Consider the following 21163-nt stretch of genomic DNA (forward strand, 5'->3'; position numbering starts at 1 on the left):
GGCTTGCACTCGACGTAGATTAACCCGCGAAGTTTTCCACTTTTTCGAAGGCCGCAAACAGTGTATCCGCGGTTAACGTGATAGGCAGGAAATGAATGGATTCCACCGGACGCAACGTGTGGGCGATGACTTTATCCAGCTCGGCGCGGTTATGAATATCTACGTCAAGCTGCGCAAGCGTAGTGGGTAAATGGAAGCGCTTATAGGCATGAACCAACTGCGCCAGCACATCATCCTGACCAAGCAGGGCGCTTTGTACCAGAATACCGTAGGCCACCTTCGTGCCATGGAGAAACTTCTCCGTCTGCGGTAGTACGGTGAGGCCGTTATGCACCGCATGTGCGGCGGCAACGCGGGTGAAGCGTTCGCCCAGGCCGCCAACCATACCGCCACCGGCGATAATGGCATCCACCACGTCGCGAAATGCCTGGGTTAATTTCCCTTGCTGCTGATCATTTAGCGCCTGCTCACTGCTTACCAGCAGCACATCCCGAATCGCCAGCGCGCCGTTAATGCCTAAGCGCACCGTCAGCGGCAGCGTTTCAGGCAGCGGGGCGAGAACCACGGCTTCGTACCACTTCGCTAAGGTATCGCCAATGCCTGCCAGCAGATATTCTGCCGGTGCGTCGAGGATAATGCGCGGCTCAACCAGCACCAGGAAGTTGGCATCGTCGAAAATCTCAAAATGCAGCGCCTGACCGGCATCGTTGTACCACACGGAAAGTGGTGTCCACGCGGCGCAGGTGGCGGCGATTGTCGGAATACCAACGAACGGCAGATTCAGCCTGCGGGCTACGGCTTTCACCGTATCAAGCAACGCGCCGCCCCCCACGCCAATCACGACGCTGCGATCGTCGCCTGCCTGTGAAACCAACGTGTTTACATCCCGTTCGCTACAGTGACCGGTGAAAAGAATCTGCGTTGACCCCGGCGCGGTGGCGCATTCCGGCAGATAAGGCCGCGCGCCTGCTATCGCTTTTTCGCCGTAAATCCAGACCGCACGTGCGAGTTGCTCTGGGCTGAAAAAATCATTCAGACGTTGCAGACAGTCGGGATGCGAGAAGTAGTTGGCGGGGCCGGGAACCACGCGTATATCGGTATGACTCATAGATGTTGTGCCTCAGGCTATTATTGTTGTATGGACGTCTAAACGTCTTGATTGCCAAATACTAACATCGTGTTATAGTGGCTTCAACACCGCATCACAGATGGAACAACAATAATGACGCACAACCCACTGATTCCACAGAGTAAACTCCCTAATCTCGGCACCACGATTTTCACGCAAATGAGTGCGCTGGCCCTTAAACATCAGGCGATAAATTTGTCGCAGGGTTTCCCTGATTTCGACGGCCCACGTTATCTCCAGGAGCGGCTGGCGTATCACGTTGCCGCAGGCGCGAATCAGTATGCGCCGATGACCGGCGTACAGGCGCTGCGTGAAGCTATTGCTGAAAAAACCGGTGCGCTCTACGGTTACACGCCGGACGCGAACAGCGATATCACCGTGACGGCCGGTGCAACGGAAGCGCTTTATGCGGCGATTACTGCACTTGTTCGCCCTGGTGATGAAGTCATCTGTTTTGACCCAAGCTATGACAGTTATGCGCCAGCGGTTGAACTGTCGGGCGGCATCCTCAAGCGCATTGCGCTACAGCCGCCACATTTCCGTGTCGACTGGGCCGCGTTTCGCGCATTACTGAGCGATAAAACGCGTCTGGTTATTCTTAATACGCCGCATAATCCTTCCGCCACCGTCTGGCACGCGGCAGATTTCGCCGCGCTCTGGCAGGCCATTGCGGAACGGGAAATCTACGTGTTGAGCGATGAAGTTTACGAACATATCTGCTTTGACCCGCAGGGCCACGCCAGCGTGCTGGCTCATCCTCAGTTGCGTGAACGGGCTATCGCGGTATCTTCGTTTGGTAAAACCTATCATATGACAGGCTGGAAAGTCGGCTATTGCGTTGCGCCGCCCGCGATAAGCGCCGAATTACGGAAGGTGCACCAGTATTTGACCTTTGCAGTCAATACCCCGGCGCAGCTGGCACTGGCCGATATGCTGCGCGCCCAGCCGGAGCATTATCGCCAGTTGCCCACGTTTTACCGTGAGCGGCGAGATCTGTTTATTGACGCATTAAGAGAGAGCCGACTGGACATTCTGCCCTGTGAAGGCACCTACTTCCTGCTGGCCGATTACAGCGCTATCTCCGACATGGACGATGTGAGCTTCTGCCAGTGGCTAACCACTGAAGTCGGCGTTGCCGCAATTCCGCTATCGGTTTTTTGCGCCGATCCGTTCCCGCATAAGTTGATTCGCCTGTGCTTTGCCAAGCAGGAATCGACGCTGCTTGCAGCAGCAGAACGCTTGTGCCAGCTTTGATTATTTAACGGTCCAGGCCTGTGAGAAATGACGATTTCCGAACATTTCGAGTAGGCCATTAATTTGCTTCAGTCGCAGCACTTCATCACTGTCCATCCCCAGTTCTTTACTGATCTTCTCATCATTCCAGCCTAAACGCGCCAGCTCCAGCACGATATCTGACATGGCATTAATTTGATGTCGCCCACGTGCGCGGTTGTGGCGCACGGTAGCCGCCATACGCGAAGGCAGCGTGGCGCTACGATGATCAATACTGGTAACCGGCAGATAGCCTTTAAACTGTTTTTTTAGCGCTGATTTGCTGCTGGCGAGCGCATAACGGTGGAAACCATCAACGATTTCATACTGATCGCCATCTTTGTCCATAACCACCAGCGGTTGTGTGAAACCATCTGCCTCCAGAGATTTCTGAAGCAGGCGTTTTTCAGGTGGCGCCATATTATTCGGGTTATAGGCATTGGGCGTTACCTGTTCCTCTTTTACCCAAATGACGCAATCAACCGGCTGATCCTTAAACGGGCTGATGCCGTGTAGCGCCTGCCGAAAGTGATTGATGGCTTCTACGCGTGCCTCAAAATCAAGCGATTGCAGCCAGGTAGTCATATCATTAATTAATCGTTGTTGCACAGGATCCCCCATTGTTGACGTTTATGGTTCATCCGCTCACGATAGCGTTGATAGTGGACGGACTTTGTTGGGCTGAAAGAGAGCGCACGACACCAGTAGTCGTTGTTTAACATGACCTTGCAGATACGACGCCAGGAGGGGATATCCTTTGTGCCGACGTCACCTTCCTGGCTGTCCGGAATATCCTCCATGCCCTGTTTTTGATACCAGCGCAGGTAGACCGCGATTTTATTACGGTAATGCTCAGCGGTGGTTTGCGGCATGCTTTGCAAGAGAAACATTGCGTAGCTTCGCCAGCTGTGATGCGCGGGTTTTTCAATTTTGCGATGACCATAAAACTGATTGTCACGCCCGGCGTAGACGCCGCCACTGTGCACGCCGCTTACGCGCTGGCACATCGCGGCCCAGCGCTCAGGTTCCAGCACATGGTAGAGCCACAATCCCTGGCGCTGTTCCGGCCCGAACGGTTCGCAAATACGCATGTTGCGAGGGGGGACACCGGCCTGGTACATCAAATCGTAAAGAGGGTTGTAGCACTGTTGCGAGTGAGCAAACCATGTCCAGATGTCCGCCGTTTTCCAGTCGTACAGTGGATACACATACCAGGCATGGCCGCCAGGCGCGGCGGTAGTCCACGGTTTATCGTCGGCAAAACGCTGCTTGCGTCTTGATGCGATAGTCAGGAATCGATTGTAGGATTCATCGGCGCGGATACCCACCAGAATGGCGGCCGGGCGCTGTTGCGAAAACCACTCTGCAAAGCTCTGGACAAAGCTTTCAAAAGTACAGCCAGGACGGTAAAAAGGGAAAAATGCCGGGTTGGTAATCGCGCCTTTAGGGGGTTGCCTGACCCATTGCGCGCCGGGTTCCCAGCACTGCCATTCGGGTTCAAACTGGGTAAGCGCATTTTGAGTGGTAAGGGGAATTGCCACCCAGTAAAAATCGTCAATAACATCTTTATAGAGATCGCGCATGCGTTTGCAGTGGGCGATAGTGCTCGAAAACTGCGCCTCCCAGTCAATAAACAGAACGCTGATTTTCTTGCCCATTTCCCGTGCCAGTAGCGCGGTGATATGCAGCATTACCGTGGAGTCTTTGCCACCGGAAAACGAAACGCAAACGCGGGGGAAATTTTGTAAGGCCCAGACTGCTCGATGCTGGCTGGCTTCCAGCACGGTACAGGATAGTGGAACCTTTAATAATGACATTGTTGGCAATCCTTGCGAAATATGTGGCTTAATTTATTAGCTATCATATAACGACAAGGATGGCGAATGTAATATTTTTAATTAATGGTTACTGTAAGATACAGATATTGATAAATATGTATCTTACGAGTGAATGCATGACTATTATTAATTCATTCAATAAATTTATCATGCGCTGAGATTCTTTCAATCACTTTTGCAAATGAGGGTGTATTCATCGACGAGCGATTATAGATAATGTATATCATTATCGAGGGTAATGGTTCAGGCGTGATAATCTCTTTCAGCTGGCCATTACCACCTAAATAATCGAAAAATTCACGCGGAATAATGCCAATTAAATCGGTTTTTTGAATAATGTTGACCATACCTATAAGTGAATTAGTGCGTAAACCAGTGCGTCTGCCCAGGTACTGCTCATCCACTTCCGTTTGATATCCCTTAATACCGGGTTCTTCAGTTGTGTAGGTCGCGAAACGTTCCTGAAGAATCTCTTCCCGTGTCGCGCTCCCTTCCAGACGAGGGTGATCTTTGCGGCAAACCAGAACGGTAGAGACTTCTTTAAATGGCTCGCAGACAACCGAACGGTTGATGATAGGCGAGGTGCTTAAAACCAGATCAGCCTTCCTGTAACTCATTAAATCTTCGATGTTATCGGAAGTTGCGACGTAATCGTAATGGGCAATTTCAATGCTGGGATCGTCAAGCAAACGTGTCACGATATTGATGACTGGGCCGGAAATGAAAATCTGCGGCCCATAAATGACAAAGCGCTTCGTGAGCTCCGAATTGCTCATAATATTGATGGTTTTTTCCAGCTGATTCAGGTTATCCGCAAGGTGATGATGCAGGTTAACGCCGACCGTAGTGGGAGTGATCCCTTTACCGGAACGAACAAACAGCGGGTCGTTGAGCTGAATACGCAAGCGCTGTAATGACTGACTGACCGCGGAGGGGGTAATAAACAGCGTCTCCGCGGCTTTACTGATGCTGAGATGTTGATAAATGCATTCAAAAATAACTAATAAGTTAAGATCGAACCGCTTTAGATCATAGAGGTTGGCCATTTTGTTGTCCTTGTTTCGGTGCAGGTAGCAGAGAAGGCACTGATGCTCTCCTGTACCGCGAAGATTATTAACATTCCATGTTTTCGTAAAACTTAAAGCACCTTACATCCTGACTAAATATATATCAGAAAATTGCGTTTTACTATAGATCCTAGAAAACAAGGTGATTGATATTTTATTTTTATACAATCACCCTGGATTTATTACTCTTCGCCCATCATGACCTTCAGTTTTTGAGCATCAGGCAGACCGACGACCTGCTGTAACTGGCCTTCTTTATTCATATAGTAAATGGCAGGAGTAACGTTAGCGCCCAGATCATCCATCAGTTTCTGATTCTCGTTTAATGTGCGCATGGCATCCGCAGATGGCGTGGCGGGCAGGGGGAGTTTCATCTTCCCGCCGGATTGTTCATAGTCATGCCAGGTTTTGGCGGGATCTTTCGCCGCCAGGATTGCCGCAGCAGTGTCCGGGCTTTCTGGCTTGATAACGCCAACCAGTAGCGTGCGAAGCTGAACTTTTCCCGCATCGACCCATGGGCGAGCCTGCTGCCAGAACTGCTTGCAATAAGGGCAGAACGGATCGGCAAATACATACAGTTTGACCGGCGCGTCTTTTTTACCGTCCAGTAACCACGTGCTTTTTTCCATACGCTTCCACATTTCCTGCCCGGCCGGGGTATAAATCTCCTTCTGGAACAGCTGCTCGCTGAGATTTTGCCCCTTCTCATCATACATATAGCCGGAAATGGCGTGTTTGCCGTCTGGTGTCACATAGATAGCCACGCCCATATCCTGATACTTGCCCAGATACCCTTTCATACCTGCGGGTGCATCAAACGGTTTAATAATGGTAATACCCTGTTTTTCGATGGCTTTTACCGGTGCAGGGAGTTCTTCCGCGTGGGCGAGGAGAGGGAGAAGAGTGAGGAGTAAAGAACGTTTTAACATAGAAAATCTCTGTAAAATCAGTCCGTAAGATGAATGAAATGGTGTAGCCTATCACAACCATAGATAAGACCAACCGGCAGCGGATTGCCCTTTGAAGGGTGGGGTGATGTAATCCCTTAGCTGTTACAACCTTTGTTAAGGTAATGTAGAGCGCAACATATTGCCAGCCTGGCTGGTGCTGAATCCACCGACGGGTGTTCAGGTAACGGGGCCGCCTGAAGAGGGGGCCTTTTTACTTTACGCAGATTTAAACGGGCAAGGGGCATTTTGTGCCTTACCCATTTTCAGGTTCACAATGTTGTCTTGAGTCGGTTGTAAGGTAACGCTTATTGATTTGATAATAGAAACGCATTGGCTCTATCAATCAAAATTCGTTAACTTACAACTCAACGAAAACACGGAGGAAGTATAGATGTCCTTGATTAACACTAAAATTAAACCTTTCAAAAACCAGGCATTCAAAAACGGCGAATTCATCGAAGTCACCGAAAAAGATACCGAAGGTCGCTGGAGCGTATTCTTCTTCTATCCGGCTGACTTTACCTTCGTTTGCCCGACTGAACTGGGCGACGTAGCAGACCACTACGAAGAACTGCAGAAACTGGGTGTGGACGTGTACTCTGTCTCTACCGATACCCACTTCACTCACAAAGCATGGCACAGCAGCTCTGAAACCATCGCGAAAATCAAATACGCGATGATCGGTGACCCGACTGGCGCCCTGACCCGTAACTTCGACAACATGCGTGAAGATGAAGGTCTGGCTGACCGTGCGACCTTCGTAGTTGACCCGCAGGGTATCATCCAGGCTATCGAAGTTACCGCTGAAGGCATTGGCCGTGACGCATCTGACCTGCTGCGCAAAATCAAAGCAGCACAGTACGTTGCTTCTCACCCAGGCGAAGTTTGCCCGGCTAAATGGAAAGAAGGCGAAGCGACTCTGGCTCCGTCCCTGGACCTGGTTGGCAAAATCTAAGTCTTTATTGCCCGGCGGCGCGACGCGTGCCCGGGCCTACAAATGTAGGCCGTGTAAACGCTGTGTCATCCGGCAACCAACGGGTGCTATGCACCCGTTTTTCTTCCCCACGCACTATGATGCAAGTTGCATCCAGGCCGCCCGAATGAGGCAGCTTGCATGATGATGTATTTAGCCCAGGAGATTAACAATGCTCGACACCAACATGAAAACCCAGCTCAAAGCCTATCTTGAAAAGCTGACCAAACCTGTTGAGCTGATTGCCACGCTGGATGACAGCGCCAAATCGGCAGAAATCAAGGAACTGCTGGCTGAGATTGCAGAACTGTCAGATAAAGTGACCTTCAAAGAAGATAACACGCTGGCCGTTCGTAAACCGTCGTTCCTGATTACCAACCCAGGTTCCCACCAGGGCCCGCGTTTTGCCGGCTCCCCGCTGGGACATGAGTTCACCTCGCTGGTACTGGCGCTGCTGTGGACCGGTGGTCATCCGTCGAAAGAAGCGCAGTCTCTGCTGGAGCAGATCCGCAATATCGACGGTGATTTTGAATTCGAAACTTATTATTCACTCTCTTGCCACAACTGCCCTGACGTGGTGCAGGCGCTGAACCTGATGAGCGTGCTTAATCCGCGCATTAAACACACGGCGATCGATGGCGGCACCTATCAGAACGAAATCACGGAACGTAACGTGATGGGCGTTCCGGCTGTGTTCGTGAATGGTCAGGAGTTTGGTCAGGGTCGCATGACGCTGACGGAAATCGTGGCGAAGATTGACACCGGTGCAGAAAAACGTGCGGCGGAAGAGCTGAGCACCCGTGATGCTTATGAAGTGCTGATCGTGGGTTCTGGCCCGTCTGGTGCGGCCGCTGCTGTCTATTCAGCACGTAAAGGCATCCGTACCGGCCTGATGGGCGAACGTTTCGGCGGCCAGGTGCTGGATACGGTTGATATCGAAAACTATATCTCTGTGCCGAAAACCGAAGGTCAGAAACTGGCTGGCGCACTGAAAGCCCACGTAAGCGAATATGATGTTGATGTGATTGATAGCCAAAGTGCTTCAAAACTGATTCCGGCGGCGCAGGAAGGTGGCTTACACCAGATTGAAACTGCCTCAGGCGCGGTGCTGAAAGCGCGCAGCATCATCATCGCAACCGGTGCGAAATGGCGCAATATGAACGTGCCGGGTGAAGATCAGTATCGCACCAAAGGCGTAACGTACTGTCCGCACTGCGACGGCCCGCTGTTTAAAGGCAAACGCGTAGCGGTTATCGGTGGCGGTAACTCTGGTGTGGAAGCGGCCATTGACCTGGCTGGCGTGGTTGAACACGTTACCCTGCTGGAATTTGCGCCGGAAATGAAAGCGGATCAGGTTCTGCAGGATAAAGTCCGCAGCCTGAAAAACGTCGATATCATTCTGAATGCGCAAACCACGGAAGTGAAAGGCGACGGCAGTAAAGTGACCGGCCTGGAATACCGTGACCGTGTCAGCGGTGATACGCATCAGATTGAACTGGCGGGGATCTTCGTACAGATTGGTCTGCTGCCGAACACCACCTGGCTGGAAGGCGCGATTGAGCGCAACCGGATGGGTGAAATCATCATCGATGCGAAATGTGAAACCAGCGTCAAAGGCGTCTTTGCCGCGGGTGACTGCACCACCGTTCCGTACAAACAGATTATCATCGCCGCAGGCGAAGGCGCGAAAGCGTCACTCAGCGCCTTTGATTATCTGATTCGTACCAAAACGGCATAAAAAAAGAAGTAAGACGACACCTGCAAATGAAAAAGGCTACCGAAAGGTAGCCTTTTAACACAAATGACAAATGTAAAACGCCTGATGCGCTGCGCTTATCAGGCCTACATGGTTTGGCAATATTTTGTAGGCCGGATAAGGCGTTTACGCCGCATCCGGCAAGAACAAAGCGCATTTTGTTAGCAAGCTGAAGAGGCTACCGAAAGGTAGCCTCTTTTTTTTATCTCACCACCATTACCGGCACATGGGCGTGGCGAATAACGCTGGAGGCGTTCGAACCCAGCAGGTGAGTGGAGATGGACGGGTTGCGGGAGCCGATCACCACGACATCCGCTTTCAGCTCTTCCGCCAGCTCATTTACCACGTCGCGAACGCTGCCGATGCGCACGTGCAGTTTCAGGCGCTCAGGGTCGATGCTGAAGTGGCTTTTCATTGTTTCTAAACGGTTGATCGCTTCCTGATGAAGATGCTCTTCAAAGCGACGAACATCCGCGGCAAAACGGCTCATGGTGTAGCTGGCCGAGCCGGGCAGCACGTGGAGCAGATGAATGATCCCATCCTGCTGCGCCAGAAATTCAGCGTGAGCGATAGCTTTATCACTCAATTCCATCTCGAATACGTCAACGGGCATAATGATTGTCTTGTACATATGCATTCCTCCTTGTCTCTGTATTTGATATCAAAGCATATTACGACGTTTTAGTTTGTCATTGATATCGCAAATTTCTCGTTCGCTGTGTGGATGGGTGTAAAGTTTTTTCAATGTCACCAGATACAGAAAGAGGATGCCGGGGCATCCTCTTAATTCATCGCGCTTAGCGTTGGTAATCACCGGCTGCTTCCGGCTGGTAGAGCAGTTCCAGCACCTCCAGATGCGTGGATGCGCCGCCGGGGAGCTCCCAGTGAATGGTGCTGCCGACGCGCAGGCCAATCAGCGCCGCGCCCACAGGGGCCAGCACGGAAAGCTGCGTGTTGCTGTCTGTCATTTGCGTAGGAAATACCAGCGTTCGCACGCGCTCTTCGCCGCTGGTCAGATCGCGAAATCTCACCTGGCTGTTCATGCTTACGACATCAGGCGGAACCTGTTCCGGCGGGCACATTTGCGCGCGGTCCAGTTCTTCATTCAGCGCGCCAGCCACCGGAGAGTTTGCGTAAGCAGGCAGTTCCAGCAGTCTGTCGATACGCTCCGCATCGAACTCATTAATGATGATGGCAGGTCTGGTCATAGTTACTCCATGTCGTTCCAGATACGTCTTTCCAAAAGAAAACCCTCACCGCCAGCGGCAAGGGTTAATCTCACTCTATCATACGCATTCAATCATCAGGTTTGAAGTGATACAACGCACATTCAATCACTGAAAATTATCGATTTATCGCGATTATTGTCAGTATCCCACTTTATCCAGCACAAACTGTTTACCACAGTTACCTGGGTGCGGCTGAGGCAGGAACGACGCGGGAGAAAGTGGGGCATTGATGTTCCCGGCTTTTAGTGAAATTTGCATCTCTGTGAGATAGCCCGGGTTGCCATTACAGGTCAGCTTAAACGCTTTGACGTTCTCCTTGCCAAAGGCGCTGGCGACGGCGGCATCAAAATCGCTGCGCTTCACTTTTTGCCCATAATTAGCGGCTAAAAATTGCCCCAGCGCACTGGCTTTCACTTCGCTGTTCAGGCGCACCATGGTGCCAAAATATGCATCCGGGTCGAAACCAAAACAGACACCGTGTTTGGCATATTCATAACGCTCAAGGCAGGATTTTCCGCCGCTGCCGGGCATCACGCCGTTCAGCTTGTTCGCCATTTCCAGCGATAAACCGGTTTCAGGGGCAGAGCATTTTCTGCTGCCTTTGGCTTCCGGCATGTTCGGAATCGGGCGCGTCGCGCAACCAAAGCGCATCCAGCGGCCTTCATCCACGCCGCGAGAGGCGATGGATTTTGGCAGCCCCGGCCAGAGACCATGGACGGTGAGGTGGTCGGCTTTATTCGCCGTCTCTTTCTGGATTTTGCACTCCTGCGGCTCTTTGCGATTTCTGTCGTTCATGCTCTGACAAAAACCGGTTTGCCACGAAAGCGCCAGCACATAACGGTCAAAATCGCCATATTGCGAGGGCGTGAGGGGGGCGGCGCTGGCGCTTTGCGCGACGAGCAGCAGGGTGCCGACGCATCCGGCCAGAAGATCCTTCCTGAACATAGTACGTATCCGGGGTGTTAACGATTCAAGGCAATTATTAAAACATAAAAAAGGCGTCGTTAGACGCCTTTTATCAGTTTAGCGAATACTTACAGCGCGCTGCCCGGCACCAAGATTTCGGTCGCGATGATCACCACGACCAGGCCAACCAGCACCGGAACGGAGGTGCGTTTTACCACTTCGAACGGCGAGATTTTCGCCATCCCGGCCACTGCAACCACCACGCCGGAAACCGGGGAGATGGTACGGCCAAGGTTGGAGGCCTGCAGCATCGGAATGGAAAGATAAGCCGGGTTGATACCTGAAGTGTGCGCAAGCTTAGGAATCATTTCGACGAATGCATAAAACGGCGCGTTCCCGGAACCGGTGGTCATCGCCGCCAGCATGGTCAACACCACCAGCACCAGCATCAGAATAATGCTGGCGGAACCGAACGAGGTGGCGATGGAGATCAGGCTATCGATAAAGCCGATCGTGCTCAGCCCCTGCGCAAAGACACCCGCTGCGACTAACAACATCACCACGCTTGCAAAGGCGTCTGCCATTCCGCGATAGGCCACTTCCAGGCCAGAGAACACGTTTTGCGTGTTGAAACTGCGGCAAAATTCCAGCACCGCTGCCAGCAGCATGCAGATAACCAGAATGGTAATAATGTGCAGCTGCGGGCCCCATTTACCGTCGAAAATCAGTACGCCAATAATCGGCGCGAACGGCAGAATGGCGTAGAAGCTCGGTGCGGTGGTGGTGATTTCATTCACATCGAGCATTTCATGAGACACATTCTCTTTTTTATCGAGATAGCGCTGCCAGAAGAAGTGGGCAATCGCCATGGCGATAATCGCGGCGATGGAGATTGGAAGCGTCGTTTTAAAGGCAAAATCAATCAACGGCATCTCTGCCGCTTTTGCCGCCAGCACGACATCGCCGGAGGTAGGGGAAAGAATAATCGCCGCCGGGGAGGCGCAAATCGCGGCAGCCGCACCGCGGCTAATGCCGACGTTAACCATCACCGGGAACAGCGTCGCCATTAACAATACGCCAAGACCTGTTGCGGACGATACGGCCAGCGACATCAGGCAGGCGACGAAATAGGCGGCAATCATCAGTAAATAGGGTGAGTTAATATAACGCAGCGGTTTTGAGGCCAGCTTCACGACCATGTCGTTGGCACCAATATGCGTCATGTAGGCGGCAAAACCACACAGCATCATGATCATCATGCCGAGGTCGCCGCCGCGGCTCATCAGCAGGATTTTAATATATTCAACGATGTCGGTCGCGGAATAACCGGTGCTTGCTTCGCTGGCCGGTAACACTTTATGGCCCATCAGTGCGCTGGCGATCAGCAATACAATCCCGCCGACGAACAAGACGCCCGTGGCGGAGAAGCCTTTAATGATATAGCGGGCAACGCCTACAATGACCACGACCCCTATCAGGAGCTCAAATGCCGTTAACATATTTATACCTGTCACCATTGTCGAAAATATGCGCTACAAATGACGCATAAAAAAGAATAATAACGGGAATGTGCCGAAATAAGCGGCAATACTTGCTGATGGAAATCAATAAAATGATTATTTGTAGTAATACAACAGGCAATTGATCGAGTAAATCACAAAGCTGCAAACCGTTTAATTATAGTGGGGCAGGAGGACTGTGAAAGCGATAAGTGAATTAATTGTTATAATTATTTCCAGTTTGTTGAATCGTAAAGCAATTAAAAAAGACTTTATTTCGCGAATATTGCCTGCGTATACTCCGGTTACTTTCATTAACTGAATCGTGATTATGTACGCATCCTGGAACTGGCGCTTACGCTTCATCAGAAAACATTTTCTGATGCTTCTGCTCGCGTTCGGTTTTTGGTTTATCCAGTGCCAGGTGGCGATTGCTTCTCATGACTGTCAGTTAAGCCCGGCGGGGGAGACGGCGATGATCCAGCATATGGATCACCAGATGTCATCCCATGCGACCGAAACCAATATGTCGCTGTGTGGGCAGCACTGTGTGCCCGACTCCTCGCAGAAAACGCTCGATAACGCCTCTTTAGTCGCGATTCCGGTGGCTTCCAGCCTTGCGCTGGTTATGCCGACCTGTGAAGCCGTCCAGGAAGATGCGTGGTCACTGGCACCTCCCGCCGTAGGGCCGCCGGCAACGATTCGTTTTTGCCGGTTCCGCGAATAGAAACCTGATAATCCGTTTAACTATCAATTCATTAACGATTATCAGGAGTTTACTATGTCTGCAATTTTCTCCCGTGCGCTGGCTGGCGTACTGTTTGCTGTATCCGCTTTTTCCGTTTCCGCGCACGATATGAGCGCGCACACCACCATGACAATGCCCTCCGCCGCCAGCTGGCAGGGGGAAGGCATTATCAAAAAAGTGACCCCCACTACCATTACTATTGCCCATCATCCTATCCCCGCGCTGAACTGGCCTGCGATGACGATGCAATTTGCGCAACCGACAAGCCATCCTGTGACCGCGCAACGCGTGGGCGAGGAGGTGGATTTCACCTTCACCGAAGGTGAGGGCGGTTACCAGATTGTCTCCCTGAATCCGCACCGCTAAGCCGGAGGTGATATGAAACAACACACGTTGAGCCTCTGGCTCGGCGGGGTGTTGCTTGGGCTTTTTGGCTCCGCCGTGCAGGCGGAGTCATGGACGCTCACGCAAACCCTGTCGCAAGCCCAGCGCTATTCCGCTGAACTTTCCGCGAACCGCAATGAAGCGAGGGCGCTGGAGAATATGGCCGACTCCGCAGGAGAATTGCCGGATCCGAAACTGAAATTTGGCATTGAAAACGTTCCGGTACAGGGCAGTAATAACCAACGTCTGACACGCGAAGGGATGACCATGCAGCGCGTGGGCATTATGCAGCGCTACGTCAGCGCTGAAAAACGCGAACGCAAGGCGCAGACGTTGCAGGCGCAGGCGCAAAGCGTTAGCGCGAAATCAGAAGCGATTCGCGCCGCGCTGCAACGCGATACCGCGCAGGCGTGGCTCGACCTCGCGCTCTCGGAAAAAGCGCTGCAATCGGCCAAAAAGCTGGTGGCGGAAACCGAGCGACAACAGGGTACGCAGCGCGCCAGCGTCGGCAGCGGAACCGCCGCGCCGGACAGCGTACTGGCGCTTAAAGTCACGCTGAACGCAATGCGCAATAACGTTACGCTGGCGGAGCGTGATGTACAGGTGGCGCGGGCAAAACTGATGAAGTTTACCGGTCAGCCGATCGAATCAGTTTCCGGCACGTTGCCGCCGTATCAGCGTTTGCCTGCGGATGAAGCCACGTTGCTGGCCGGCGTGGATCAACACCCGGAAGTGATTGCCGCCGCGCGGGAAGCCAACGAAGCTAAAGCGCGTTCGGCGCAATCCGCGGTGGCGGCCATCCCCGATGTCGATGTCGAGGTGTATTACGGTCATCGCTCGGAAGGATATGACGATATGGCGGGGGTGATGTTTACCGTGGATTTGCCGCTGTTTAAGGATAAACGCCAGGATAAAGATTACGCGGCAGATGTCTCTCGCACGATGCAGGCGAACGATCAGCTTTCGCTGACGGAACGCGATCATGCCGCCCAGGTCAGCTCGCTGATTGCCGACTATCAGGCCGCGCAAAATATCTGGTTGCGCCTGCGCGATGAAACACTACCACTTCAGCAGCAGCGCCTTTCCTTACTGACTGCCCAGTATCGCGCCGGGCAGTCTGACCTTCCTTCTTTACTTGCCGCGCGTCGCGATGTGCTGGACAGCACCCTCGCCACCAGTCAGGCCGAGCGCGAGGTCGCCCGGACCTGGGCGGCCATTCACTATTTGATTCCACAGGAGCTGGCGTTATGAACAAGAACTTACTGACCCTGGCGATTGTGGCCGCGGTGGCGGCGGGCGCGGGCTATTACGCCGGACATCGTAACCCAGTGGCAGATGCCCCTGCTACTGAATCTCCCGCGCGCAAAGTGCTCTACTGGTATGACCCGATGGTCCCCGGCCAGCGCTTTGATAAGCCGGGGAAATCACCGTTTATGGATATGCAACTGGTGCCGCGTTATGCCGATGAAACGCCGGATAACGGCGGCGTTAGCATTAGCCCGCAACAGCAGCAAAGTCTCGGCATGCGAATCGGCAGTGTGGAAAAACGCGCGCTGGTTCAGCCTTTTTCCGCGTTTGCGACGGTCACCACCGATGAGCGTAGCCTGCAAATTATTCCGTCTCCGGCCAACGGCGTCGTCGAGAAATTGTTCGTTCGCGCCCCGCAGCAATGGGTGAAAGCCGGTGAGCCGCTGGCGCAGTTGTGGATCCCCGAATGGACGGCGGCACAGCAGGAGTATCTGGCCGTACGTCAACTGGGCGATGCCGCATTGAGCCGTGCCGCTCGCGAGCGCCTGACGCTGACGTTTATGCCCGAATCCGTCATTCGCCAGGTAGAACGCAGCGGCAAACCGCAGTCGCGGATGGTGTTACGTGCTGAGCAAGAGGGGTACGTGTCGAAGCTTGATACGCGTGAAGGCGCGCAGGTGACCGCCACCGCGCCGTTGTTTGAACTGGCAAGCCAGGACCCGGTATGGGTGGTGATTGATTATCCACAAACCCAGGCGCAACGTCTGATACCGGGAAGCGATGTTGTGGCGAGCGCTGACGGCTGGCCTGGCGAGCCGTTCCACGGCAAGGTAAGTGAACTGCTGCCGCAGATGGAAGCCAGCACGCGCACGCTGAAGGCGCGCATTGTGCTGGATAACCCGCAGCACAAACTGAAGCCCGGCATGTTTTTAACCGTGCGTTTGCAGGATGAATCCGCGCAGCCGCCGGTGCTGGCTATTCCGGAGGAAGCGCTGATTGCCACCGGCAGTGAAAATCGGGTGATTGTCGCTACCGGCGACGGGCATTTTGCACCCGCGCGCGTCACCACCGGGGTAACCGCCAACGGCTGGACGGAAGTCAAAGAGGGGCTGAAAGAGGGCGATAAGGTGGTGACCTCCGGTCAGTTCCTGATTGACTCCGAAGCCAGCCTGCGTAGCGCCTTGCCGCAGGAAACGAAAAAGGCGCAAGAGTATGTCGGCAACGGCGTCGTCAAGGCTATCGAAGGGAACACGGTAACGCTGTCGCACCAGCCCATTCCTGAACTGCACTGGGGCGCGATGACTATGGATTTCACCCTCGACGCCAGTGCGGCAAAACCAAAAACCGGCGATAACATCATGTTCCACTTTACGCTGGATGATGCGCAGGGGCCGCTGATTTCACAATGGATGCCAATGACGGGAGGCGAGAAATGATTGCCGCCGTGATTCGTGCCGCGTTGCGTAATCGCCTGCTGGTGATTTTCGCGGCGCTGGGGATGGCGCTGTGGGGCGCCTGGGCGGTGCAACGCGCGCCGCTGGATGCGCTGCCGGACCTCTCTGATGTGCAGGTGATTATCCGTGCCAGTTATCCGGGAAAAGCGCCGCAGATTATTGAAGATCAAGTCACTTATCCTCTTACCACCACCATGCTTTCGGTGCCTGGCGCGAAGACGGTGCGTGGCTTTTCGATGTTTGGCGACGCCTATGTGTACGTGTTGTTTGAAGATGGTACCGACCTCTACTGGGCGCGTTCGCGCGTGCTGGAGTATCTGAGTCAGATTCAGGCGCAAATGCCGGAGGGCGTCACGGTCGCATTAGGGCCGGATGCCACGGGCGTGGGCTGGATTTACGAGTATGCGCTGGTTGACCGTACCGGCAAACACAGCCTTGCGGATCTGCGTGCGCTCCAGGACTGGACGCTGAAGTACGAACTGAAAACCGTGCCTAATGTTTCGGAAGTCGCCAGCGTCGGTGGGATGGTGCGCCAGTATCAGGTGATAGCCGATCCGACGCGGATGCGGGCGCTAAACGTGACGCATCAGCAAATTGTCGATGCGCTGAAATCTGCCAACCAGGAGGGCGGCGGCGCACTGATGGAGATGGGTGAAGCGGAATACATGGTGCGCACCACCGGTTATCTGCATTCGCTTGATGAGTTCCGCAAGGTGGTGGTGACCAGCCGTGATGGCGTGCCGGTGCTGCTGGCCGATGTCGCCGATGTGCGGATGGGGCCGGAAATTCGGCGCGGCGTCGCGGAGCTTAACGGCGAGGGGGAAGTGGCCGGCGGCATTATCATCATGCGTTATGGCAAGAATGCCCGTCAGACCATTATGGACGTGAAAGCGAAACTTCAGTCGCTGCAAAAAACCTTGCCGGAAGGGGTGGAGATCGTCCCGGTTTACGACCGTTCGCAGCTTATCGACCACGCGATCGAAACGTTAACCCATAAGCTGATTGAAGAGTTTATCGTTGTCGCTCTGGTGTGTACGTTGTTTCTGTTTCATTTCCGCTCGGCGCTGGTGGCGATTGTCTCGCTACCGCTGGGCATACTTGGCGCGTTCATCGTCATGCACTATCAGGGGATCAACGCCAACATTATGTCGCTGGGCGGGATCGCGATTGCCATCGGTGCCATGGTGGACGCGGCGATCGTGATGATCGAAAACATGCATAAAGTGCTGGAGCAGTGGCGGCACGATCATCCCGATAAAACGCCGTCCGGCCCCGATTACTGGCACATTGCCGGGCAAGCGGCTACCGAAGTGGGGCCCGCGCTGTTTTGCAGCCTGTTGATCATCACGCTGTCGTTTATTCCCGTCTTCTCACTGGAAGCGCAGGAAGGGAAGATGTTCGCGCCGCTGGCGTTCACCAAAACCTGGGCGATGGCAATGGCGGCGGGGCTCGGCATCACCTTAGTACCGGTGTTGATGGGCTATTTTATTCGCGGGAAAATTCCCGATGAGCAATCTAACCCGATCAACCGCTGGCTGATTCGCGCCTATGAACCGCTGCTTGATAAGGTGCTGGCCTGGCCAAAGGCCACGCTGGCGCTGGCGTTGCTGCTGCTGGGTGTTACGCTCTGGCCGCTAAGCCAACTGGGCAGCGAATTTATGCCGCCGCTCGACGAGGGAGATTTGCTCTATATGCCGTCTACGCTGCCGGGCATTTCTGCACGTGAAGCGAGCCGCCTGCTGCAGCAAACCGATCGGCTGATTAAAAGTGTGCCGGAAGTGGCCAGTGTATTCGGTAAGGCCGGACGCGCGGAAACGGCGACCGACCCTGCGCCGCTGACCATGCTGGAAACCACCATTCAGTTCAAGCCTCGCGACCAGTGGCGACCGGGCATGACGCCGGACAAACTGATTGAGGAGCTGGATAAAACGGTGAAAGTACCGGGGATTGCCAACGTCTGGGTACCGCCGATTCGCAACCGTCTTGATATGCTGGCAACCGGCATCAAGAGCCCGGTGGGGATCAAAGTAAACGGCAACAATCTCGCGGATATCGAACGTGTCGCCCGCGAAATCGAACAGGTGGTAAAAGGCGTGCCGGGTGTAACTTCCGCGCTGGCGGAGCGGCTTTCCGGCGGGCGGTATGTCGATATCGCGATCAACCGCCAGCAGGCGGCGCGCTATGGCGTGTCGGTGAAAGAGCTGCAATCGCTGGTGTCGACGCTGGTGGGCGGCGAAAACGTCGGTCAAACTATCGAAGGGCGTGAACGCTACCCGATTAACATCCGTTATCCACGCGAATGGCGCGATAATATCGACAAACTGCGGGCAATGCCGGTAGTGACAGCAAATGGGAACCAGGTGGCGCTCAGCGAACTGGCGGATATCCGTATCACCGAAGGCGTACCGATGCTGAAAAGCGAAAATGCGCGACTGTCGAACTGGATCTATGTCGATTTACGCGGGCGTGACCTGAAATCGGCGGTGGATGAGATGCAGCAGCGTGTTGCGCAACAGGTGACCTTGCCGCAGGGGGTAACGCTCTCCTGGTCCGGGCAATTTGAATATCTTGAACGCGCCACGGCGAAACTGAAAATAGTGCTTCCGGTAACCTTAGTGATTATTTTTACACTACTTTGGCTCACCTTCAGACGTATTTCAGATGTATTACTGATAATGGGAACACTTCCCTTTTCGCTGATTGGCGGCGTCTGGCTGTTATGGCTGTTGGGGTATAATCTCTCGGTGGCCGGTGCGGTAGGATTTATTGCCCTTGCTGGCGTGTCGGCGGAATTTGGCGTGATTATGGTGCTTTATTTAAATCATGCGCTTGAGAAACATCGAAAGCTCGATCCTGATGGCGGTACACCGCGATTAATGCGCGCGATTCATGAGGGCGCGGTGCTACGTGTGCGCCCTAAAGTGATGACGGTCGCGACCATCATGGCTGGCCTGCTGCCTATCATGTGGGGTAGCGGTACGGGTTCGGAAGTGATGAGCCGCATTGCCGCACCAATGATCGGCGGGATGATTTCCGCGCCGTTACTCTCGATGCTGGTTATTCCCGCGCTCTATCGCATCATTCACCGTAAACAATGAATATCAGCACCCTGCGGGGTGCTTAATTACTTTACTTTCTTTACTCAGAATTACCCTAAAATAAAGAATTACCCGATATTGTTAAGCCTTGATTAAGGTTAGCATTGGTACGCTATTTCCATTATGTAATAAGATTTGGTAATGCTAACGTGTTAATGCTCAAACGAATTTATTTAGTGGCTGCGCTAATTGCGGCTCAACTCTGCATTCTGCCTGCGGCGAATGCCTCATTTACCGAAACGGTGCGCAACGGCTTCTCCACGCTCAACGATAATATTGCGCAAACCTGGGATGAACCTCAACATTACGATCTCTATGTTCCGGCCATCACCTGGCATGCGCGCTTTGCCTACGATAAAGAGAAGACCGACCGTTACAACGAGCGTCCATGGGGCGCGGGTTTCGGTGTCTCTCGCTGGGATGAAAAAGGAAACTGGCACGGCATCTATCTGATGGCGTTTAAAGACTCCTGGAACAAATGGGAGCCCATTGGCGGCTACGGCTGGGAGAAAACCTGGCGACCGCTGACCGACGATAATTTCCGTCTGGGGCTCGGTTACACAGTTGGGGTAACGGCGCGTGATAACTACAACTATGTGCCGATTCCGGTGCTGCTGCCGATGGCGTCAATCGGCTATGGCCCGGCCACGTTCCAGATGACCTACATTCCGGGCACCTACAACAACGGTAACGTGTACTTTGCCTGGATGCGCTTCCAGTTTTAACCCCTGGTTTTGCGCACGGAAGCAGTGGGGTTGACTGGGTTGCTAACAAACTCGAATTAAAGTCAACCCCCGTATAAAAGTTAGAGACATTTATCACTTTTTAGCTAACCTGCACTAGACAAAACGCAGCATTATTGTTGTACTGATACCTGACACAGCATTTGTGTCGTTTTTTCATATAAAGGTAATTTTGATGTCTAAGATTAAAGGTAACGTTAAGTGGTTTAATGAGTCCAAAGGATTCGGTTTCATTACTCCGGAAGATGGCAGCAAAGACGTGTTCGTACACTTCTCTGCAATCCAGACCAATGGTTTCAAAACTCTGGCTGAAGGTCAGCGTGTAGAGTTCGAAATCACTAACGGTGCCAAAGGCCCTTCTGCTGCTAACGTAATCGCTCTGTAATCAGCGCATTAGCAGTCAGAATTCAAAACCCGCTTAATCGCGGGTTTTTTTTCGCCTATTTAGCGGCTGGCGTTAAACAGCCAGAAGGCCAGGGCGGTCATCGCAAAGGAGCCCAGCAGATTTACCGCGATATTCAGCAGCGCCCATCCCGGCTTCCCCGCCTGTAACAGAAAGACCACTTCCGCTGAAAAGGTTGAGAAGGTGGTTAAACCGCCGCAGAACCCTGTGGTGATAAGCAGTTTCCACATCGGATCGATATGCGTCATTCGGTTAAACCACGCCAGCCCCGCCCCAATGATAAACGCGCCCAGCAGGTTTGCTGTTAACGTGCCAATCGGCAGTGCATGATGCATTGGGTTGAGCCGGGTGCTGAGCATCCAGCGCGCGACGCTACCGGTACCGCCGCCGATAAAAACGGCCAGGAGAACGTTGAACACCTGATTATTCCTGTTTTCAAACTATCGAATGGGGTGAGTTTAGCGTC

Annotated in this window: 20 protein-coding genes; 10 read left to right on the forward strand and 10 right to left on the reverse strand. The window is 53.4% G+C overall.

Annotated features, from left to right (window positions below):
- Positions 1-19: 19 nt before the first annotated feature.
- On the reverse strand, positions 20-1108 hold the full coding sequence (locus DBY68_RS05790; protein ID WP_108473958.1) for an oxidoreductase: 1089 nt from the start codon (positions 1106-1108) through the stop codon (positions 20-22).
- A 114-nt stretch (positions 1109-1222) separates the two neighbouring features.
- On the opposite strand from DBY68_RS05790, the gene DBY68_RS05795 reads away from it, so the two are divergent.
- A complete protein-coding gene (locus DBY68_RS05795; protein ID WP_108473957.1) occupies positions 1223-2383 on the forward strand; it encodes a pyridoxal phosphate-dependent aminotransferase in 1161 nt (386 codons plus the stop codon).
- Here DBY68_RS05795 and DBY68_RS05800 read toward each other — a convergent pair whose 3' ends face one another.
- From DBY68_RS05800 to dsbG, 4 genes are all read right to left on the reverse strand, one after another.
- Positions 2384-3010, reverse strand: a complete 627-nt coding sequence (locus DBY68_RS05800) for a ParB/RepB/Spo0J family partition protein (RefSeq protein WP_189623388.1) — start codon at positions 3008-3010, stop codon at positions 2384-2386.
- A complete protein-coding gene (locus DBY68_RS05805) occupies positions 2995-4218 on the reverse strand; it encodes a DUF3440 domain-containing protein (protein WP_108473955.1) in 1224 nt (407 codons plus the stop codon). Before DBY68_RS05805 ends, DBY68_RS05800 begins: the two co-directional genes overlap by 16 nt.
- Before the next feature lie 152 nt (positions 4219-4370).
- On the reverse strand, positions 4371-5285 hold the full coding sequence (locus DBY68_RS05810) for a LysR family transcriptional regulator (RefSeq protein WP_108473954.1): 915 nt from the start codon (positions 5283-5285) through the stop codon (positions 4371-4373).
- Between the two features lie 203 nt (positions 5286-5488).
- The gene (gene dsbG / locus DBY68_RS05815) at positions 5489-6235 is read right to left on the reverse strand and encodes a thiol:disulfide interchange protein DsbG (protein WP_108473953.1); all 747 of its coding nucleotides are present in this window, start codon (positions 6233-6235) and stop codon (positions 5489-5491) included.
- Positions 6236-6647: 412 nt separating this feature from the next.
- Between dsbG and ahpC the strand changes: the two genes are divergently transcribed.
- Complete coding sequence (gene ahpC, locus DBY68_RS05820) at positions 6648-7211, forward strand: alkyl hydroperoxide reductase subunit C (RefSeq protein ID WP_002894394.1); 564 nt, start codon at positions 6648-6650, stop codon at positions 7209-7211.
- 190 nt (positions 7212-7401) lie between these two features.
- Positions 7402-8967: an alkyl hydroperoxide reductase subunit F gene (ahpF, locus tag DBY68_RS05825; RefSeq protein ID WP_108473952.1), complete on the forward strand. Its 1566-nt coding sequence runs from the start codon at positions 7402-7404 to the stop codon at positions 8965-8967.
- Between the two features lie 220 nt (positions 8968-9187).
- On the opposite strand, the gene uspG is transcribed toward ahpF, so the two are convergent.
- From uspG to dcuC, 4 genes are all read right to left on the reverse strand, one after another.
- Positions 9188-9616, reverse strand: a complete 429-nt coding sequence (gene uspG / locus DBY68_RS05830) for a universal stress protein UspG (RefSeq protein WP_015965402.1) — start codon at positions 9614-9616, stop codon at positions 9188-9190.
- A gap of 166 nt (positions 9617-9782) precedes the next feature.
- On the reverse strand, positions 9783-10193 hold the full coding sequence (rnk, locus tag DBY68_RS05835; protein WP_108473951.1) for a nucleoside diphosphate kinase regulator: 411 nt from the start codon (positions 10191-10193) through the stop codon (positions 9783-9785).
- A gap of 159 nt (positions 10194-10352) precedes the next feature.
- Entirely contained in the window at positions 10353-11159 is an 807-nt protein-coding gene (gene rna, locus DBY68_RS05840) for a ribonuclease I (RefSeq protein WP_108473950.1), read from the reverse strand.
- A gap of 89 nt (positions 11160-11248) precedes the next feature.
- A complete protein-coding gene (dcuC, locus tag DBY68_RS05845) occupies positions 11249-12619 on the reverse strand; it encodes an anaerobic C4-dicarboxylate transporter DcuC (protein WP_108473949.1) in 1371 nt (456 codons plus the stop codon).
- A gap of 382 nt (positions 12620-13001) precedes the next feature.
- On the opposite strand from dcuC, the gene DBY68_RS05850 reads away from it, so the two are divergent.
- From DBY68_RS05850 to cspE, 7 genes are all read left to right on the forward strand, one after another.
- On the forward strand, positions 13002-13346 hold the full coding sequence (locus DBY68_RS05850) for a DUF2946 domain-containing protein (protein ID WP_349254578.1): 345 nt from the start codon (positions 13002-13004) through the stop codon (positions 13344-13346).
- 54 nt (positions 13347-13400) lie between these two features.
- On the forward strand, positions 13401-13733 hold the full coding sequence (locus tag DBY68_RS05855) for a copper-binding protein (protein ID WP_108473947.1): 333 nt from the start codon (positions 13401-13403) through the stop codon (positions 13731-13733).
- A gap of 12 nt (positions 13734-13745) precedes the next feature.
- Positions 13746-15002: a TolC family protein gene (locus DBY68_RS05860; RefSeq protein ID WP_108473946.1), complete on the forward strand. Its 1257-nt coding sequence runs from the start codon at positions 13746-13748 to the stop codon at positions 15000-15002.
- On the forward strand, positions 14999-16435 hold the full coding sequence (locus DBY68_RS05865) for an efflux RND transporter periplasmic adaptor subunit (protein WP_108473945.1): 1437 nt from the start codon (positions 14999-15001) through the stop codon (positions 16433-16435). The genes DBY68_RS05860 and DBY68_RS05865 overlap by 4 nt, the downstream gene beginning before the upstream one ends.
- Entirely contained in the window at positions 16432-19551 is a 3120-nt protein-coding gene (locus DBY68_RS05870; protein ID WP_108473944.1) for an efflux RND transporter permease subunit, read from the forward strand. The genes DBY68_RS05865 and DBY68_RS05870 overlap by 4 nt, the downstream gene beginning before the upstream one ends.
- A 155-nt stretch (positions 19552-19706) precedes the next feature.
- On the forward strand, positions 19707-20276 hold the full coding sequence (gene pagP, locus DBY68_RS05875; RefSeq protein WP_108473943.1) for a lipid IV(A) palmitoyltransferase PagP: 570 nt from the start codon (positions 19707-19709) through the stop codon (positions 20274-20276).
- A gap of 193 nt (positions 20277-20469) precedes the next feature.
- Entirely contained in the window at positions 20470-20679 is a 210-nt protein-coding gene (cspE, locus tag DBY68_RS05880) for a transcription antiterminator/RNA stability regulator CspE (RefSeq protein ID WP_000034825.1), read from the forward strand.
- 59 nt (positions 20680-20738) lie between these two features.
- On the opposite strand, the gene crcB is transcribed toward cspE, so the two are convergent.
- Positions 20739-21116 carry a fluoride efflux transporter CrcB gene (gene crcB, locus DBY68_RS05885; protein WP_108473942.1) on the reverse strand — a complete coding sequence of 126 codons (378 nt, stop codon included), beginning with the start codon at positions 21114-21116 and terminating at the stop codon, positions 20739-20741.
- Positions 21117-21163: the final 47 nt, after the last annotated feature.

Source organism: Pseudocitrobacter sp. RIT415, from assembly GCF_003057695.2.
Lineage (GTDB): Bacteria > Pseudomonadota > Gammaproteobacteria > Enterobacterales > Enterobacteriaceae > Pseudocitrobacter > Pseudocitrobacter faecalis.

Bases quoted from the DNA above. Each gene is read 5' to 3' on its own strand.
- DBY68_RS05860 (WP_108473946.1), top strand. From the start codon at position 13,746: ATGAAACAACACACGTTGAGCCTCTGGCTCGGCGGGGTGTTGCTTGGG.
- dcuC (WP_108473949.1), bottom strand. From the start codon at position 12,619: ATGTTAACGGCATTTGAGCTCCTGATAGGGGTCGTGGTCATTGTAGGC.
- rna (WP_108473950.1), bottom strand. From the start codon at position 11,159: ATGTTCAGGAAGGATCTTCTGGCCGGATGCGTCGGCACCCTGCTGCTC.
- ahpC (WP_002894394.1), top strand. From the start codon at position 6,648: ATGTCCTTGATTAACACTAAAATTAAACCTTTCAAAAACCAGGCATTC.
- cspE (WP_000034825.1), top strand. From the start codon at position 20,470: ATGTCTAAGATTAAAGGTAACGTTAAGTGGTTTAATGAGTCCAAAGGA.
- DBY68_RS05805 (WP_108473955.1), bottom strand. From the start codon at position 4,218: ATGTCATTATTAAAGGTTCCACTATCCTGTACCGTGCTGGAAGCCAGC.
- dsbG (WP_108473953.1), bottom strand. From the start codon at position 6,235: ATGTTAAAACGTTCTTTACTCCTCACTCTTCTCCCTCTCCTCGCCCAC.
- DBY68_RS05795 (WP_108473957.1), top strand. From the start codon at position 1,223: ATGACGCACAACCCACTGATTCCACAGAGTAAACTCCCTAATCTCGGC.
- DBY68_RS05850 (WP_349254578.1), top strand. From the start codon at position 13,002: ATGCTTCTGCTCGCGTTCGGTTTTTGGTTTATCCAGTGCCAGGTGGCG.
- DBY68_RS05855 (WP_108473947.1), top strand. From the start codon at position 13,401: ATGTCTGCAATTTTCTCCCGTGCGCTGGCTGGCGTACTGTTTGCTGTA.
- DBY68_RS05870 (WP_108473944.1), top strand. From the start codon at position 16,432: ATGATTGCCGCCGTGATTCGTGCCGCGTTGCGTAATCGCCTGCTGGTG.
- pagP (WP_108473943.1), top strand. From the start codon at position 19,707: ATGCTCAAACGAATTTATTTAGTGGCTGCGCTAATTGCGGCTCAACTC.
- DBY68_RS05810 (WP_108473954.1), bottom strand. From the start codon at position 5,285: ATGGCCAACCTCTATGATCTAAAGCGGTTCGATCTTAACTTATTAGTT.
- uspG (WP_015965402.1), bottom strand. From the start codon at position 9,616: ATGTACAAGACAATCATTATGCCCGTTGACGTATTCGAGATGGAATTG.
- rnk (WP_108473951.1), bottom strand. From the start codon at position 10,193: ATGACCAGACCTGCCATCATCATTAATGAGTTCGATGCGGAGCGTATC.
- DBY68_RS05865 (WP_108473945.1), top strand. From the start codon at position 14,999: ATGAACAAGAACTTACTGACCCTGGCGATTGTGGCCGCGGTGGCGGCG.
- DBY68_RS05790 (WP_108473958.1), bottom strand. From the start codon at position 1,108: ATGAGTCATACCGATATACGCGTGGTTCCCGGCCCCGCCAACTACTTC.
- ahpF (WP_108473952.1), top strand. From the start codon at position 7,402: ATGCTCGACACCAACATGAAAACCCAGCTCAAAGCCTATCTTGAAAAG.